The 15,362-nt window shown below is 74.3% G+C and carries 13 protein-coding genes; 11 read left to right on the forward strand and 2 right to left on the reverse strand.

What is annotated here, in order from left to right; genetic code table 11:
* Window positions 1-218 precede the first annotated feature (218 nt).
* From dnaQ to CKO13_RS05725, 8 genes are read left to right on the forward strand one after another with little or no spacing between them, the layout of a single operon-like run.
* Complete coding sequence (gene dnaQ / locus CKO13_RS05690; protein ID WP_200257725.1) at window positions 219-953, forward strand: DNA polymerase III subunit epsilon; 735 nt, start codon at window positions 219-221, stop codon at window positions 951-953.
* Window positions 950-1,669 (forward strand): HAD family hydrolase, encoded by a 720-nt coding sequence (locus tag CKO13_RS05695; RefSeq protein WP_200257726.1) that lies wholly within the window; start codon window positions 950-952, stop codon window positions 1,667-1,669. The genes dnaQ and CKO13_RS05695 overlap by 4 nt, the downstream gene beginning before the upstream one ends.
* 60 nt (window positions 1,670-1,729) lie before the next feature.
* Window positions 1,730-2,707, forward strand: a complete 978-nt coding sequence (locus CKO13_RS05700) for a YbgA family protein (protein ID WP_200257727.1) — start codon at window positions 1,730-1,732, stop codon at window positions 2,705-2,707.
* 37 nt (window positions 2,708-2,744) lie between these two features.
* Window positions 2,745-4,010, forward strand: a complete 1,266-nt coding sequence (locus CKO13_RS05705) for an efflux RND transporter periplasmic adaptor subunit (protein ID WP_200257729.1) — start codon at window positions 2,745-2,747, stop codon at window positions 4,008-4,010.
* A gap of 3 nt (window positions 4,011-4,013) precedes the next feature.
* Window positions 4,014-7,130 (forward strand): efflux RND transporter permease subunit, encoded by a 3,117-nt coding sequence (locus CKO13_RS05710; protein WP_200257731.1) that lies wholly within the window; start codon window positions 4,014-4,016, stop codon window positions 7,128-7,130.
* 35 nt (window positions 7,131-7,165) lie between these two features.
* Window positions 7,166-7,969, forward strand: coding sequence for a competence/damage-inducible protein A (locus tag CKO13_RS05715; protein ID WP_200257733.1), 804 nt, complete (start codon window positions 7,166-7,168; stop codon window positions 7,967-7,969).
* A 26-nt stretch (window positions 7,970-7,995) separates the two neighbouring features.
* Window positions 7,996-9,066, forward strand: a complete 1,071-nt coding sequence (nadA, locus tag CKO13_RS05720) for a quinolinate synthase NadA (RefSeq protein ID WP_200257735.1) — start codon at window positions 7,996-7,998, stop codon at window positions 9,064-9,066.
* Between the two features lie 6 nt (window positions 9,067-9,072).
* The gene (locus tag CKO13_RS05725) at window positions 9,073-9,813 is read left to right on the forward strand and encodes a pseudouridine synthase (RefSeq protein WP_200257737.1); all 741 of its coding nucleotides are present in this window, start codon (window positions 9,073-9,075) and stop codon (window positions 9,811-9,813) included.
* Here the strand turns inward: CKO13_RS05725 and CKO13_RS05730 are convergent.
* Window positions 9,752-10,081 carry a phosphopantetheine-binding protein gene (locus tag CKO13_RS05730; RefSeq protein ID WP_200257744.1) on the reverse strand — a complete coding sequence of 110 codons (330 nt, stop codon included), beginning with the start codon at window positions 10,079-10,081 and terminating at the stop codon, window positions 9,752-9,754. The two genes, CKO13_RS05725 and CKO13_RS05730, sit on opposite strands and share 62 nt — an antisense overlap.
* A gap of 107 nt (window positions 10,082-10,188) precedes the next feature.
* On the opposite strand from CKO13_RS05730, the gene CKO13_RS05735 reads away from it, so the two are divergent.
* Both CKO13_RS05735 and CKO13_RS05740 read left to right on the forward strand, forming a co-directional pair.
* The gene (locus CKO13_RS05735) at window positions 10,189-12,837 is read left to right on the forward strand and encodes a bifunctional acetate--CoA ligase family protein/GNAT family N-acetyltransferase (RefSeq protein ID WP_200257746.1); all 2,649 of its coding nucleotides are present in this window, start codon (window positions 10,189-10,191) and stop codon (window positions 12,835-12,837) included.
* Between the two features lie 99 nt (window positions 12,838-12,936).
* Window positions 12,937-13,896, forward strand: coding sequence for an SLAC1 anion channel family protein (locus CKO13_RS05740; protein ID WP_200257748.1), 960 nt, complete (start codon window positions 12,937-12,939; stop codon window positions 13,894-13,896).
* Between the two features lie 35 nt (window positions 13,897-13,931).
* Here the strand turns inward: CKO13_RS05740 and CKO13_RS05745 are convergent, their stop codons facing one another.
* On the reverse strand, window positions 13,932-14,468 hold the full coding sequence (locus CKO13_RS05745) for a hypothetical protein (RefSeq protein WP_200257750.1): 537 nt from the start codon (window positions 14,466-14,468) through the stop codon (window positions 13,932-13,934).
* 91 nt (window positions 14,469-14,559) lie between these two features.
* Between CKO13_RS05745 and CKO13_RS05750 the strand changes: the two genes are divergently transcribed.
* Window positions 14,560-15,362: DUF1295 domain-containing protein (locus tag CKO13_RS05750; protein WP_200257752.1), on the forward strand; the 803-nt coding region annotated here is incomplete at its 3' end.

Consider the following 15,362-nt stretch of genomic DNA (forward strand, 5'->3'; position numbering starts at 1 on the left):
CGCCCCGCTCGGGCTGCGATGCTCGGCGCGTTCGAGGGCACCCAGCGCGGCCCACCACCCACCCCGCCGGCCAGGCAACCACCAGCGGTATGTAGCAGAGCCGACAAGGAAGAGAGCGCGGGGTGTCGCGTTCGCCACAGCGGCGCGTTGACCGCCCCGGCACGGGATCGCAAACTAACTAGATAACCAGCATCCACAATCGGCACCCCCGCGAGCCCATGCGCCAGATCCTGCTCGACACCGAGACCACCGGCCTGGAGCCGAGCGAGGGGCACCGGATCATCGAGATCGGCTGCGTCGAGGTGGTGCGCCGGCGGGTCACCGACAACCCCCTCCACCGCTACCTCAACCCCGAGCGCCGCGTCGACGAGGGCGCCGAGAGCGTCCACGGCCTGTCCAACGCCTTCCTCGCCGACAAGCCGCGCTTCGCCGAGGTCGCCGCGACCTTCGTCGAGTACGTGCGCGACGCCGAGGTGATCATCCACAACGCCCCCTTCGACGTCGCCTTCATCGACCACGAGCTCGCCCGGCTCGGCCCGGAGTGGGGGCGGCTCGAGGACTACTGCACGGTCACCGACTCGCTGGCCATGGCCCGGCGGATGCACCCGGGCCAGCGCTGCAGCCTCGACGCGCTGTGCAAGCGCTACGCGGTGGACGGCTCGCGGCGCGAGCTCCACGGGGCGCTGCTCGACGCCGAGCTGCTCGCCGAGGTCTACCTGGCCATGACCGGCGGCCAGGCGGCGCTGTCGCTGGATGCAGGGGACGGGGCCGGCGGCGGGGCGGAGCCGGTGCGGCCGCTGCCCGCCGAGAGGCCCCGCCTGCGGGTGCCGCCGCCCGCCGCGGGGGCGGAGCAGGCGGCCCACGAGCGGCTGCTCGAGCGCATCGAGGGCGACTGCGGCGGCGAGGCCGTCTGGCGGCGGTGGGCCGCCGGGACGGCGCAGGACGCGGGATGATCCGCCACCCCTTGCGGGCGCTGACCTTCGACCTCGACGGCACCCTGTGGTCCGTCGACGACGTCCTCGCACTCGCCGAGCAGCGCCTCCACGACTACCTGCACGAGACCTACCCGGCGGTGGCCGACGCCTTCGAGCCGGAGCGGATGCGCCGCCTGCGCCGCGAGCTCGCCGAGGCGGAGCCGGCCCTGGCGCGCAACGCCACGACCCTGCGCCGGCGGGTGCTGTGGACGGCGGCCTGCGACGGCGGGCTCGGCGAGCCGGCGGCCGCCGAGCTCGCCGAGCGCGCCTTCGCCGTCTTCCTCGAGACCCGGCAGGCGGCGGTGCGGCCCTACCCGGAGGTCGCGCCGGTGCTGCGCCGGCTCGCCCGGCGCTGGCGGCTCGGGGTGATCACCAACGGCAACGCCGACGTGCGGCGCACCGCCATCGCCCCGTACATCGACTTCGTGGTCCGCGGGGTCGATCTCGACATCCCCAAGCCCGAGCCGGAGATCTTCGCCTACGCCTGCCGCTGCGCCGGGGCGGCGCCCGGCGAGGTCCTCCACGTCGGCGACGATCCCCAGGGCGATGTCGCCGGGGCGCTCGGCGCCGGCCTGCAGGCGGCGCTGCTGTGCCGCGACGGCGCCCTGGAGGCGGGCGAGGCCCTGCCGCCGGGGTGCCTGCAGCTCCCGGACGTCGCCGCCCTGGAGCGCAGCCTGATGCACGGGCTCGGGTGACCTGCGCCGAGCGGGCCGCTAGAATGTTGTACACAGCTTGTACAACCGGCAGAGGGCGCCATGGCGACTGACGAGGAGAGCCCACCGCAGCCGCAGCGCATCCCGGTGGGGGTCAGCAGCTGCCTGCTCGGCGAGGAGGTCCGCTACGACGGCACCCACAAGCGCAACCCCTTCGTCACCGAGGCGCTGTCGCGCTACTTCGAGTACGTGCCGGTCTGCCCGGAGGTGGCCATCGGCCTGAGCACGCCGCGGCCGCCCATCCGGCTGGAGTGGGACGGCGAGCGGGTGCGGGTGCGCGGCGTGCGCCACCGCAGCATCGAGGTCACCGAGGCCATGGCGGACTACGGCCGGCGCAAGGGCGCCGAGCTCGGCTGGCTCAGCGGCTACATCCTCAAGAGCAAGTCGCCGAGCTGCGGCATGGAGCGGGTCAAGGTGTACAAGGAGGACGGCCACCCGGCGGGCTTCTCCAGCGCCGGCGCCTATGCGCGGCAGCTCATGGAACAAAACCCGCTGCTGCCGGTCGAGGAGGAGGGGAGGCTCAACGATCCGGCGCTACGGGAGGGCTTCGTCTGCCGCGTCTTCTGCTACCACCGCTGGCAGCGGCTGCGCGCCGCGGGCCTGACCCGCGGCGGCCTGGTGGGCTTCCACGCCGACCACAAGCTGCTGCTCATGGCCCACGACGAGCAGCGCATGCGCGAGCTCGGCCGGCTCGTCTCGCGGCTCGGCGAGGAGGGGCTCGAGGCCGTGGCGCAGCGCTACATCCAGGGCTTCATGGCGGCGCTGGCGAGGCCGGCGACGCGGGGGCGGCACGCGAACGTGCTCTACCACCTGCTCGGCTACCTCAAGGGGGATCTCGAGGAGTCGGACCGGCGCGAGGCGGTGACGGTCATCGAGCAGTACCGCCAGGGGATGGTCCCGCTGATCGTCCCCGTCACCCTGCTGCGCCACCACTTCCGGCACGCGCCGGACCCCTACGTCGAGCGCCAGCTCTACCTCTACTGGAGCCCCCCGGACCTGGCCCTGCTCAACGCGGTCTAGGGCGGCCGGGACCCATCGCGGCAGAAAGGACGATCTAGTGGCGAACGGTGCAAAGCGGCGCAAGGGCCTGCAGCTGGCCCTGTCGATCGGCGTGCTCGCCGCCGGGGCCGGGGTCTTCACCCTCCTGGCGGTCACCCAGCCGGCGCCCCCGGCGGGGCAGGCCACGGAGCCGAGCTGGGTGGTGACCACCGAGCGCGCCGAGCCCGGCCTCCATACGCCCCTGGTGCGGCTCTACGGGCACGTCGAGTCGCCGAGCGCGGCGACCCTGCGGGCCGCCGTCGAGGCCGACGTCGAGGCGGTGCCGGCGCGCGACGGCCAGCTCGTCGATCGGGGCGAGCTGCTCGTGCGCCTCGACGACGCCGAGCTGCGCGATGTCCTGGCCCAGCGCCAGGCGGAGCTCGACGAGCTCGAGGCGGCGCTGGCCCAGGAGCGCCGGGCCGTGGAGGCCGACCGCGAGGACCTCGCCGCCGAGCAGTCGCTGCTCGAGATCGAGCGCCGCCGCGTCTCCCGGCTGGAGCGGCTGCTCGCCGACGACGCCGCCTCGCCCTCGCAGCTCGACGACGCCCGGGAGGAGCGGGTGCGCCAGCGCCAGGCGGTGATCCAGGCGCAGGAGCGGGTCGATACCGCCGAGCAGCGCCTGGCCATCGCCGAGGCCCGCCGCGACGCCGCCGAGGCGGCCCGGGACCAGGCGCGGCGAGATGTCCAGCGCAGCGAGGTGCGCGCCCCCGTCTCCGGGCGGATCAGCGGCGTCGAGGTCGGCCCCGGCGACCGCGTCCGGCCCGGCGACAGCCTCGTCTCGCTCTACGATACCGGCGAGCTGGAGATCCGCGCCCAGGTGCCGGGCTCGCGCATCGGCGCCCTGGAGCGGGCCCAGGCCGGCGGCCTCGAGGTGACCGGCACGGCCCGGGTCGACGGCGAGGCCCTGCAGGTGCGCCTCGACCGCCTCGCCGGGCGCAGCGAGGCGGAGCAGGGCGGCGTCGAGGCGATCTTCGCCGTGGCGGGGACCCACAGCGGGGTCGCCCTCGGCCGCTTCGCCGAGATCGACATGGCGCTGCCGCCGGAGCCGAACACCCTGGTCGTCCCCTACAAGGCCCTCTACGGCCGGGACCGGGTCTACCGCGTCGACGCCGAGCAGCGCCTGGAGCCGGTGGCGGTCCGCTACCTCGGCGAGGCGCGCCGCCCCGACGGCAGCCGCGGGGCCCTGATCCGGGCGCCGGGGCTCGAGGCGGGGGCACCGATCGTGACCACGCAGATCCCCCAGGCGACCGACGGGCTGCGGGTGCGCATCGAGGGCGAGGGCTAGGCCATGGCCGGGCAGCGCCGCGACGCCCTGCGCTGGCTGGCTGAGCACCCCGTGGCGGCCAACCTGGTGATGGCGCTGATGCTCATCAGCGGCTCCTTCGCCGTCGCGCAGCTCAACACGCAGTTCTTCCCCAACTTCGAGCTCGACATCGTCACCGTCCAGGTGACCTGGCCCGGCTCCACCGCCGAGGACGTGGAGGACTCGGTCACGACCCCCATCGAGGACGCCCTGCGCGATGTCAACGGCGTCCGCGAGATGGACTCGCGCTCCATCGACGGGCTGAGCAACATCACCCTGGAGCTGCGCGAGGGCACCAACGTCGGCGACGCCCTGGAGGACGTCAAGGACCGCGTCGCCACGGTGCGCAACCTCCCGCAGGGGGCCGAGGAGCCGACCATCCGCCGGATCACCCGCTACGACCCCATCGCCAAGGTGCTGGTCAGCGGCGATATCCCGGCGAGCTCGCTGCGCGCCTGGGTCCGCGATTTCGAGGACGACCTGCTCCGGCGCGGGATCTCCAATATCGAGATCACCGGGCTGCCGGAGCTCGAGACCGCCATCGAGGTGGAGCAGGCGCGGCTGCTCGACCACGGCCTGACGTTGAGCGAGCTCGGCGACCGGATCGCCGCCGAGAGCACCGACCTGCCCGGCGGCGAGGTCGGCGAGGAGCAGGTCGGCCGGCAGCTGCGCAGCCTCGAGCAGCGGCGCACCGAGCAGGGCTTCCGCGATCTGCAGATCACCGGCAGCGACGGCCAGCCGCTGAGCCTCGGCAGCCTGGCGACGGTCGAGCAGCGCCCCCGGGACGGCCAGGTCACCATGCGCTATGCCGGCACGCCGGCCGTCGAGATGCAGCTCCAGCGCGCCGAGGGCGAGGACGCCCTCGACGCGGCCGCCATCCTCCAGCAGTGGCAGCGCGAGGTGGTCCCGACGCTGCCCGAGGGGCTGGAGGTGACGGTCTACGACGAGTTCTGGTCGCTGATCAGCGAGCGGATCGGGCTGCTGATCAGCAACGGCCTCGCCGGCCTGCTGCTGGTCGTGGGGATCCTCTTCCTCACGCTCACCGCCCGGGTCGCCTTCTGGGTGACCGCCGGGATCCCGGCCGCCTTCCTCGCGGCGCTGACCGTGCTGTGGCTGCTCGGCGGCTCGATCAACATGATGAGCCTCTTCGCGCTGATCATGACCCTCGGGATCATCGTCGACGACGCCATCGTCGTCGGCGAGCGCGGCGTGGCGCTGTTCCAGTCCGGCCAGTCGCCCGGGGCGGCCGCTGCCGGCGGCGCCCGCGAGATGCTCGCCCCGGTGATGGCCTCCTCGCTGACCACGGTGGCGGCCTTCATCCCCCTGATGGCCATCGGCGGGGTCATCGGCAATATCCTCTTCGACATCCCGCTGGTGGTCATCTGCGTGATCATCGCCTCCCTCGTCGAGGCCTTCCTGGTCCTGCCGGGGCACCTGCGCCGCTCCTTCGAGGGCGCCCAGCGCCGGGGCCGCCCCTCGGCCCTGCGCCAGCGCCTCGACGGCGCCCTCGAGGGCTTCCGCGAGGGCTCGTACCGGCGCGCGGTGGGGGCGGCCGTGCGCTACCGCTGGACCACGGTGGCCGGCGCCGTGGCGCTGCTCATCGCCGCCGTCGGGCTCGTCGCCGGCGGGCGCGTCCAGTTCACCTTCTTCCCCGAGCCCGAGGGGACCATCATCCGCGCCAACGTCGGCTTCGCCCCGGGGACGCCGCCGGAGCGGGTCAAGGCCTTCCTCGCCGAGATCCAGGACGACCTCGAGCAGGCCGATGCGGCGCTCGCCGAGCAGGAGCTGGTGAAGACCCACGTGGCCCGCCACGGCAAGATGGAGGCGAGCGCCATGGACGCCAGCCGCGGCGATCACTACGGCGCCGTGGTCGTGGAGCTCATCTCCCCCGAGGTGCGCGGGGTGCGCAACCCCGACCTGATCCAGGCCTGGGAGGCGCGCATCGACCGCCCGCCGGGGCTCGAGCGGCTGGTCATCAGCGAGCGCCAGGCCGGCCCGCCGGGCGAGGACCTCGACGTCCGGCTGACCGGCGCCGACGCGCCGACCCTGCGCCGCGCCGCCGACCGCCTGCGGGAGGCCTACACCGCCTACCCGGGGGTGAGCGGCATCAACGACGACATGCCCTACGGCCAGGAGCAGTGGGTCTACCGGCTCACCGCCGAGGGGCGGTCGCTGGGGCTGAGCACCAGCGAGGTCGGCCAGCAGGTGCGCAACGCCTTCGCCGGCGATCTCGCCCAGGTCTACCACCAGGGCCGCGACGAGATGGAGGTCCGCGTACAGCTGCCGGAGCCCGACCGGCGGCGCATCGCCGCCCTCAGCGACCTGCAGGTCCAGCTGCCCGGCGGCGGCGCCGTGCCCTTCGACAGCGTGGCCACCCTCGAGTCCCAGCGCGGCTTCGAGGTCCTGCGCCACTACAACGGGAGCCTGGCGGTGAGCGTCACCGCCGCCGTCGACAACCGGGTGGCCAACGCCGGGCGGATCCGCGCCGAGCTGCAGGAGCGGGTCCTGCCGCAGCTGCGCGAGCGCTACGGCGTGGAGGCCGCCTTCGGCGGCCGCGCCGAGGACCAGGGGGAGACGCTGACGGACATGCGCCGCGGCAGCTACCTCGCCCTGGGGCTGATCTACCTGGTCCTCGCCTGGGTCTTCGCCTCCTACGGCTGGCCGCTGCTGGTCATGGCCGTCATCCCCTTCGGCTTCGTCGGCGCCCTGGTCGGCCACTGGGTGATGGGGCTGGACATGACCATCCTCTCGCTGTTCGGGCTCTTCGGCCTGACCGGGATCACGGTCAACAACGCCATCATCCTGACCCTGTTCTACAAGCAGATCCGCGACGCCGGCACGGCACCGGCCGAGGCCCTGGTCGAGGCCTCGGTCCAGCGCATGCGCCCGATGCTGCTGACCTCGCTGACCACCGTCGGCGGGCTGCTGCCGCTGCTCGCCGAGGACTCGGTCCAGGCGCAGTTCCTGCTGCCCATGGCGGTGGCCATCGCCTTCGGCCTCGCCGGGGCGACGGGGATCGTCCTGCTGCTCATGCCGGCGCTGCTGAGCCTCTACGAGAGCGCGGTTGCCGCCGTGCGCGGGTGGCGGTACGGTAAGGCGTAGACTGCGGCGCCACGCCGCGCAGAGACGGTACTGCGATGACCGAGACCGCCCCGTCGCGCTTCGGCGCCCTGATCATCGGCGATGAGCTGCTGACCGGCCGCCGCCGCGACCGCCACATGGCAGCGGTGATCGAGCGCCTCGAGGCCCGCGGCCTGGAGCTCTACTGGGCGCGGCTGATCGGCGACGACCCGCGGCTGCTGGTGCGCACCCTGCGCGAGACCTTCGCCGGCGAGGAGGTCGTCTTCAGCTTCGGCGGCATCGGCGCCACGCCGGACGACCGCACCCGGCAGTGCTGCGCCGAGGCCCTCGGGCTGCCCCTGGCCCGCCACCCCGAGGCCGAGGCGGCCCTGCGCGAGCAGTTCGGCGAGCAGGCCAACGGCCAGCGCCTGCGCATGGTCGAGTTCCCCGCGGGGGCGGCCATGATCCCCAACCCCGTCAACCGCGTGGCCGGCTTCTCCTACGCCCACCACCACTTCGTGCCCGGCTTCCCGAGCATGGCCTGGCCGATGATCGAGTGGGTCCTCGATACCCACTACGCCCACCTCCAGCAGCCCGGGCGGACGGTCCAGCGCGCCGTGCGCGTCCCCGGCGCCCGCGAGGGGGCGATGATCCCGCTGCTCGAGCGCTTCACGGCCGCCTACCCGGAGCTGCGCATCTCCTGCCTGCCGGGCTCCAGCCCGCAGGCGGGCCACGAGGTGGAGCTCGGCGTGCGCGGCTCCGGCCCGCGGGTGACCGAGGCGCTGCAGGGGATCACCGCGGCGCTCGAGGAGGGCGGCTACACCTGGCAGGCCCTCGTCAGCGCAACCTCGCCGGAATCCGGCGGTCCAACCGTCAGCTGACCCCGAAGAACGATCAGGAGCTGGCTATGTCGCACCCCGCGGCCCCCGATACCGTCGCCTACCGCCACCTCCGCGGCGAGGCCTTCACCGCCGACGAGGCGCTCACGGCGCAGGAGCGCGACGCGCTGCGCGAGCGCATCCGGCGGCTGCTCGCCGAGCGCGACGCCGTGCTCGTGGCCCACTACTACACCGACGCCGAGCTCCAGCGCCTCGCCGACGAGACCGGCGGCTGCGTCGCCGACTCCCTGGAGATGGCCCGCTTCGGCGCCGAGCACCCGGCCTCGACCCTGGCCGTCGCCGGCGTGCGCTTCATGGGCGAGACGGCGAAGGTGCTCACCCCCGGCAAGCGCGTGCTCATGCCCGAGCTCGAGGCGACCTGCTCGCTGGATCTCGGCTGCCCCGCCGACGAGTTCGCCGCCTTCTGCGACGAGCACCCCGACCGGACCGTGGTCGTCTACGCCAACACCTCTGCGGCGGTGAAGGCGCGCGCCGACTGGGTGGTGACCTCGAGCATCGCCGTCGACGTCGTCCGCCACCTCCACCGCCGCGGCGAGCGCATCCTCTGGGCCCCGGACAAGCACCTCGGCGAGTACATCCGCCGCGAGACCGGCGCCGACATGCGCCTGTGGGACGGCAGCTGCATCGTCCACGAGGAGTTCCGCGCCGCCGAGCTCGCCGAGCTGCGCCGCCGCCACCCCGAGGCGCGGGTCCTCGTCCACCCCGAGTCGCCGGCGGCGGTGATCGAGCAGGCCGACGTCGTCGGCTCCACCTCGCAGCTGCTGCGCGCCGTCGTCGAGCTCGACGCGCCGAGCTTCATCGTCGCCACCGACGCCGGCATCTTCCACAAGATGCACGAGGCGGCGCCGGGCAAGACCCTCCTCGAGGCGCCCACCGGCGGGCGCAGCGCCACCTGCCGCTCCTGCGCCCACTGCCCGTGGATGGCCATGAACGGCCTGCGCAGCCTCGCCGCGGCCCTCGAGCGCAGCGCCCCCGAGGTCGAGGTCGACCCGGCGACCGCCGCCGGCGCCCGGCGCTCCCTGCAGCGGATGATGGATTTCGCCGCCGAGCGCCGCGCGGCGGTCGGCGGCGACGCCTGAGCCGCGATGGCCGGGCCGGACGAGGAGGGCAGCGCCCCGGCTGCCGACGGGGCCCTGCCCGTGCTCTACTGCGACGAGCGGGTGGTGGCGGTGCACAAGCCCTCGGGGCTGCTCGTCCACCGCAGCGAGCTCGACCGCGACCGGGACGTCGCCCTGCAGCGGGTGCGCGACCAGCTCGGCGGCGGCTGGGTCTACCCCGTCCACCGCCTCGACCGCGCCACCTCGGGGGTGCTGCTCTTCGCCCGCGACCCCGAGGCCGCCTCGCGCCTGGCCGCCGCCTTCCGCGAGCACCGCGTGGCCAAGCGCTACGAGGCCGTGGCCCGCGGCTGGCTCGAGGAGCCGGGCCGCATCGACCACCCCCTCGGCGCCGGCCGGCGAGGCGAGGGCGGGGCGCCGCAGCCGGCGGTGACCGACTACGCCCCCCTGGCGTGGACCGAGCTGCCGGTCCCCGTCTCCCGCTACCCCACGGCCCGCTACACACGGCTCGAGCTGCGGCCGCTGACCGGCCGCCAGCACCAGCTGCGCCGCCACCTCAAGGCGATCAGCCACCCCATCGTCGGCGACACCACCCACGGCGACAGCGCCCACAACCGCCTCTTCCGCAGCCGCTTCGGCTGCTGGCGGCTGCTGCTCGCGGCGGTGGAGGCGCGCTTCCCCCACCCCGAGGACGGGACAGAGGTCGCCGTCACGGCGGCCCTCGACGCCCACTTCGCCGAGGTGGTAGCGGCGGCGGGCCTGGGGGGCTGACCCGGCACCTCAGCCGCCCCGGGCGCCGGTGCAGGTACGCCCGGCAGCTGCCCGGCGTGGCGAGGTGGTGGTACTCGACGTCGGGGATCTGCAGGCCGAGGGCGCGCTCGAGGGCGTCCATGAGCCGCAGGAAGTCGATGGAGTCGATCTCGAGCTGGGCGTGGAAGCTGCGCTGCGGGTCCAGGGCCGCCGTGTCGGCCTCGGGGGCGATCTCGGCCAGCGCCTGGCGCAGGGCCCCGTCGATCTGCTCGTCGCTCTCCTCGGTCACGCGCCTCTCCCCCCTTTCCCCGCGAGCGCTCGGTGTGGCGGCCTTGAGCGGCCTGGATGGTATGCTGGGGCCGTTGCGCTGCAACATCCACCCCGGAGTCCCTACTTATGACGGTACGCAACCTCGAGTACCTGTTCAAACCCGGGTCCGTGGCGCTCATCGGCGACGGCGGGGCGGCCGATACCCGGATCCTGCGCAACCTGCTCAGCGAGCCGTTCCAGGGCCCGGTGATGCCGATCGCCGCGGGGGTGCGCTCCCTCGCCGGGGTGCCGGTCTACGCGGCGATCGGGGATCTGCCCATGGTGCCGGACCTGGCGGTGATCACCCGGCCGGTGGCCGAGGCGCCGGCGCTGATCCGCGAGCTCGGCGAGGCCGGCACGCGGGGGGTGGTGCTGACCTGCTCGGTGCCGGCCGGCTGCACGGCGGAGGAGGGCGCGGCGCTGGAGCAGGCGGTGCTCGACGCCGCCCGGCCCTACCTCCTGCGGGTCATCGGCCCGGGGGCGAGCTGCCTGAGCGTGCCCCGGATCGGCCTGCACGCGGCGACGCAGCCGCTCTCGCTGGACCCGGGGCGGGCGGCGCTGGTGACCAAGTCCTCGGCGATGGCCGCCGCGGCGCTGCAGTGGTGCCGGCAGAACCACTCCGGGCTCTCCCACGTCATCCACATCGGCGGCGCCGCCGACGTCGACCTGGGCGACAGCTTCGACTACCTCGCCACCGAGCACCACGCCCGGGCGGTGATCGTCTACATCGAGCGGGTCCGGCACACGCGCAAGTTCATGTCGGCGGTGCGCCGGCTGGCGCGCATGAAGCCGGTGATCGTGCTCAAGCCGCCGCGCGTCGGCGCCGACGAGATCGACGACTTCGTCTACGCCGCGGCCTTCCGCCGCGCCGGCGTGGTCCGGGTCGACGACCTCGAGGAGCTGTTCAGCGCCGTGGAGATCCTCGACAGCAGCCGCGTCCCCGGCCGCGACGGGGCCCTGGCGGTGCTCGGCAACAGCCGCAGCATGGGGCTGCTGGCGAGCAACGCCCTGCGCCGCTACGACGACGTCGCCCCGCAGGCGCTCTCGCCGGCGAGCAGCGAGGCCCTCGCCGGGCTGGCCCGCGATCCGGAGGCCAGCGACAACCCCCTCGATCTCGGCGGTGAGGCCGGGGCCGAGGCGTACGACCAGGCCCTGGAGGTCCTCGGCCGCGACCGCCAGGTCAGCGGCATCCTCGCCATCAAGTCGCCGGGCGCCTGCGACGACGGCGCCGAGGTGGCCGAGGTCCTCGGCCGGCACGCCCGCAAGCTGCGCAAGCCGCTGCTCGCCGTCTGGGACCCCTCCGCCGGCGCGGCGGGGCTGGAGCGGCTCGCCGACGCCGTGCCCGCCTTCAACCACCCGGAGACGGCGGTCCGGGCCTTCAGCCGCCTGCTCCAGTACCGGCGCAGCCAGACCCTGCTGACCCAGACCCCGCCGTCGGTGCCGGAGGCGTTCGCCCCCGACCACGAGCAGGCGCGGCTGATCCTCTCGGCGGCGCTCACCGCCGGGCGCAGCCAGCTCAACGAGTACCAGACCCAGCGGCTGCTCAGCGCCTACGCCATCCCCTGCATCGAGACCCGGCGCGCCGCCGGGCCCGAGGAGGCGGGGGAGGTGGCCGCCGCCCTCGGCGAGCCGGTGGCGCTGAAGCTGATGTCCCCGGAGGTGGCGCTCAAGTCGCAGATCGGCGGCGTCGCCCTGGACCTGGAGGGCGCCGAGGCGGTCCGCGCCGAGGCGCGGGCGATGCTCGAGCGCCTCCACCAGGTCCGCGGCGAGGCGGTCACCGTCGACGGCTTCGCCATCCAGCCCATGCGCCGGCGCGAGGGCGCCTTCGAGCTCACCGTCGGCGTACGCCCCGGCGGCCCCTTCGGCCCGGTGCTCTACTTCGGCCACGGCGGCACCGAGACCGAGGCCATCGCCGACTGGGCCTGCGGCCTGCCGCCGCTGAACATGCACCTGGCCCGCGAGATCATGCAGCGCACCCGCATCTACGCCATGCTCGCCGACAGCGGCCTGCGCAGCCCCGATCTCGACGCCGTGGCGCTGACCCTGATGAAGCTCTCGCAGCTGGTCATCGACTTCGGCTCGGTGGAGTCGCTCGATATCAACCCCCTGTGGGCGAGCGCCGACGGGGTCCTCGCCCTCGACGCCGGGGTCCACATCCACCCCCACCGCGGCGATCCGGCCGACTACCTGCCGATCCGCCCCTACCCCCAGGAGCTCGCCGAGGACGTGACGCTGCCCGACGGCCGGCGGCTGCACCTGCGCCCGATCCGCCCCGAGGACGGGCCGCAGCTCAACGCCATGGTCGAGCGCTCGCCGCCGGAGAAGGTGCGCATGCGCTTCTTCCAGGCGCTGAAGTCGCTGCCCCAGGAGATGTCGGCGCGGCTGACCCAGATCGACTACGACCGCGAGATGGCCCTGGTGATCACCGAGCACGGCGTCCCCGGCCGGGCGCGGGTGCTCGGCATGGTGCGCATCAGCGCCGATCCGGACCTCGAGGCGGCGGAGTACGACATCATGCTCGACGACGTCGTCGCCGGCATGGGGCTCGGCCCCATGCTCATGCACCGGATCATCGACTACGCCCGCCGGCGCGGGATCCGCGAGATCTACGGCGAGGTCCTGCGCGAGAACGAGCCGATGCTGCGCATCAACCAGGCCCTCGGCTTCGCGGTCCAGCCGAGCGCCGACGACCCCGACCTGATGCACGTCAGCTTACGCCTCGATAACGAGGCGTGATCGGTGCCCGGCCGCCGCGCCGAGGCGGCGCCCTGGCGCGGCGGCGGGGGGAGTGGGTACATTGGCCGGATCCGTGATCCGTGCGACAAGGAGCCGTGCATGAGCCGACAACCGCCCGCCGGGCCGAGCCTCGCCAATCCGCCCCTGCCGCTGTTCGCCTCGGGGATGGGGCTGGGGGGGCTCGCCCTCGTCTGGGACGCCGCCGCGCGCAGCTGGGGTTGGCCGGCGGCCATCGGGGATGGCATCGGGCTCGTCGCGGCGGCGATGTTCGCCCTCCTGGCGGTGGCCTACGCGGTCAAGGCCGTGCGCTTCCCCGAGGCGGTCCGCGAGGAGATCGCCCACCCGGTGCAGGTCAACTTCCTGCCGGCCATCTCCATCTCGCTGCTCCTCTTCGGCGCCCTCCTGGCGCCGGGGGCGGCGGCGACGTGGCTCTGGGGGAGCGGCGCCGTCCTGCAGCTCGCCTTCGTCCTCGGCATCGTCAGCAGCTGGCTGCGCCGGCAGCTGGACTGGACGGCGCTCAACCCGGTGTGGTTCATCCCCGCCGTGGGCAACATCATCGTCCCGGTGCCCGCCGCCCAGGCCGGCTACCTCGAGGTGGCCTGGTTCTTCTTCACCATCGGGCTGTTCTTCTGGCTGATCCTGATGACGCTGTGCTACTACCGGCTGATCTTCGGCCCGAACCTGCCCGAGTTCCTGCAGCCGACGCTGGTCATCCTCCTCGCCCCGCCGGCGGCGGCCTGCATCGCCTGGGTGGCCCTCCACGACGGCGGCGACCCGGGGATCGTCGGGCGGCTGTTCTACTACATGGGGCTGTTCACCTTCCTGCTCCTGCTGCTCCACGTCCCCAAGCTCGTGCGGGTGCCCTTCTACCCCTCCTGGTGGGCCTACACCTTCCCGCTGGCGGCCTTCACCATCGCCAGCTTCCACTACACCCAGCTCTACGTCCCGGCGGTGCGGTGGGCGACGATGGGGCTCGTCTTCCTGAGCACGGCGGTGATCGCGGCGGTCTTCGCCACGACGCTGGCCGTGCTCCTCCGGGGCCACCGGGCGGCGGGGTGAGGGCAGGGCCGGTCCCCCGCTACCCTGGGGAGGGGCTACTGCTGCGGGAGGAGCCGCTCCATGAGCTCGGCGTTGCGGAACCACATCAGCGTCGGCGCCTCGTCCTCGGGCGGGCGCCGCGGGGTCATGAGCAGGCCCTCCTCGAGGTGCCAGACGAGCCAGGCCCGCCCCTGGTGGCGCTGCTCCTGGTCGGCGGCGCCGAGGGCCTCCTCCAGGTGGGCCCGGTTGGCCTCGTGGGCCGCGGGATCGAGGATGACGTTGACGGCCATGAGGCGGCGCTGCGTGTCGTAGAACAGGGCCAGGTAGTCGGCCTCGAGCGCGCCGACCCGGGTGACCGGGGCGAAGCAGGCCCGCTCGCCGCTCTGGACGCCGCGGGCGTCGGCGGTCTCGTCGGTGGTGCAGTCGAAGGCGAGGTGGGAGAGGCGCTCCTCGATCCCGCTGCGGCGCGCCTCGTCGCCGAGCGCCGTGATCTCGAGATCGGCCTCCTTGGCGGGGCGCAGGTCATCGCGCAGGAAGAACAGCCCTGTGGCGATGATCGCGAGCATCACGGTGATCATGAGGGCCATACGCATAGGGGAGGGCTCCTGGCGTGAGTGGAGGCTCCAGCTTAGCGGGCGCCGCGCCGCCAGGCCAGCGTCCGGCGCCGCCCTGGGGAGGCCGGGGATGAGCCTGGCCGCCGCCGCGGCGCTGGGGCTGGCGGCCGTGCTGGCCCTGATGGGCGGGGTCTGGGCGGCGAGCCTGCCCCTGCGCGACGCCAGCCTCGTGGATCGCTTCTGGGGCGTGGGGTTTATCGTCGTCACGGCCGTCTACCACGCCGCCTACGGCCTCCCGGCCCACGGCTGGCCGGTGCTGGCCCTGGTCCTGCTCTGGGGGGCGCGGCTCTCGCTCTACCTGGCGTGGCGCAGCTGGGGCGCCGGGGAGGATCCCCGCTACCGCGCCCTGCGCGAGCAGGGCGGCCCGCGCTGGGCGCGGCGCAGCCTGGTGAGCGTCTTCGGGCTGCAGGCCGTGGCCCTGTGGCTGCTGTCGGCGCCGCTGCTCTACGCCATCGCCCGCGGCAGCGCCGAGGCGTGGCTCTCGGCGCCGGCCCTGCTGGGGGCCGCGCTCTTCGCGGCGGGCTGGTGCTACGAGGCGGTGGCGGACGCGCAGCTGGCCCGCTTCCGGGCCGATCCGGCGAGCCGGGGGCGGGTCCTGGAGCGCGGCCTGTGGCGCTACAGCCGCCACCCTAACTACTTCGGCGAGATCCTCGTCTGGTGGGGGCTGTGGGGGTTCGCCCTGGCCGCCGGCGGCTGGTGGACGGCCTTCAGCCCGCTGCTGATCACCGCCTTGCTCGCCCGGGTGACCGGCGTGCCCCTGCTCGAGGCGCGGCTGCGCGAGGGCCGCCCCGGCTACGCCGAGTACGCCGCGCGCACCAACGCCCTGATCCCCGGGCCGCCCCGCCGCCGGGGGGAGGGGCGGCCCGGGGATCA

It is taken from the genome of Halorhodospira neutriphila, assembly GCF_016584055.1.
GTDB lineage: Bacteria > Pseudomonadota > Gammaproteobacteria > Nitrococcales > Halorhodospiraceae > Halorhodospira > Halorhodospira neutriphila.

Excerpts from the sequence above, each read along its gene's own strand:
- CKO13_RS05710 (WP_200257731.1), top strand. The coding sequence starts at position 4,014 with ATGGCCGGGCAGCGCCGCGACGCCCTGCGCTGGCTGGCTGAGCACCCC.
- dnaQ (WP_200257725.1), top strand. The coding sequence starts at position 219 with ATGCGCCAGATCCTGCTCGACACCGAGACCACCGGCCTGGAGCCGAGC.
- CKO13_RS05700 (WP_200257727.1), top strand. The coding sequence starts at position 1,730 with ATGGCGACTGACGAGGAGAGCCCACCGCAGCCGCAGCGCATCCCGGTG.
- CKO13_RS05745 (WP_200257750.1), bottom strand. The coding sequence starts at position 14,468 with ATGCGTATGGCCCTCATGATCACCGTGATGCTCGCGATCATCGCCACA.
- CKO13_RS05725 (WP_200257737.1), top strand. The coding sequence starts at position 9,073 with ATGGCCGGGCCGGACGAGGAGGGCAGCGCCCCGGCTGCCGACGGGGCC.
- CKO13_RS05740 (WP_200257748.1), top strand. The coding sequence starts at position 12,937 with ATGAGCCGACAACCGCCCGCCGGGCCGAGCCTCGCCAATCCGCCCCTG.
- CKO13_RS05695 (WP_200257726.1), top strand. The coding sequence starts at position 950 with ATGATCCGCCACCCCTTGCGGGCGCTGACCTTCGACCTCGACGGCACC.
- nadA (WP_200257735.1), top strand. The coding sequence starts at position 7,996 with ATGTCGCACCCCGCGGCCCCCGATACCGTCGCCTACCGCCACCTCCGC.
- CKO13_RS05715 (WP_200257733.1), top strand. The coding sequence starts at position 7,166 with ATGACCGAGACCGCCCCGTCGCGCTTCGGCGCCCTGATCATCGGCGAT.
- CKO13_RS05735 (WP_200257746.1), top strand. The coding sequence starts at position 10,189 with ATGACGGTACGCAACCTCGAGTACCTGTTCAAACCCGGGTCCGTGGCG.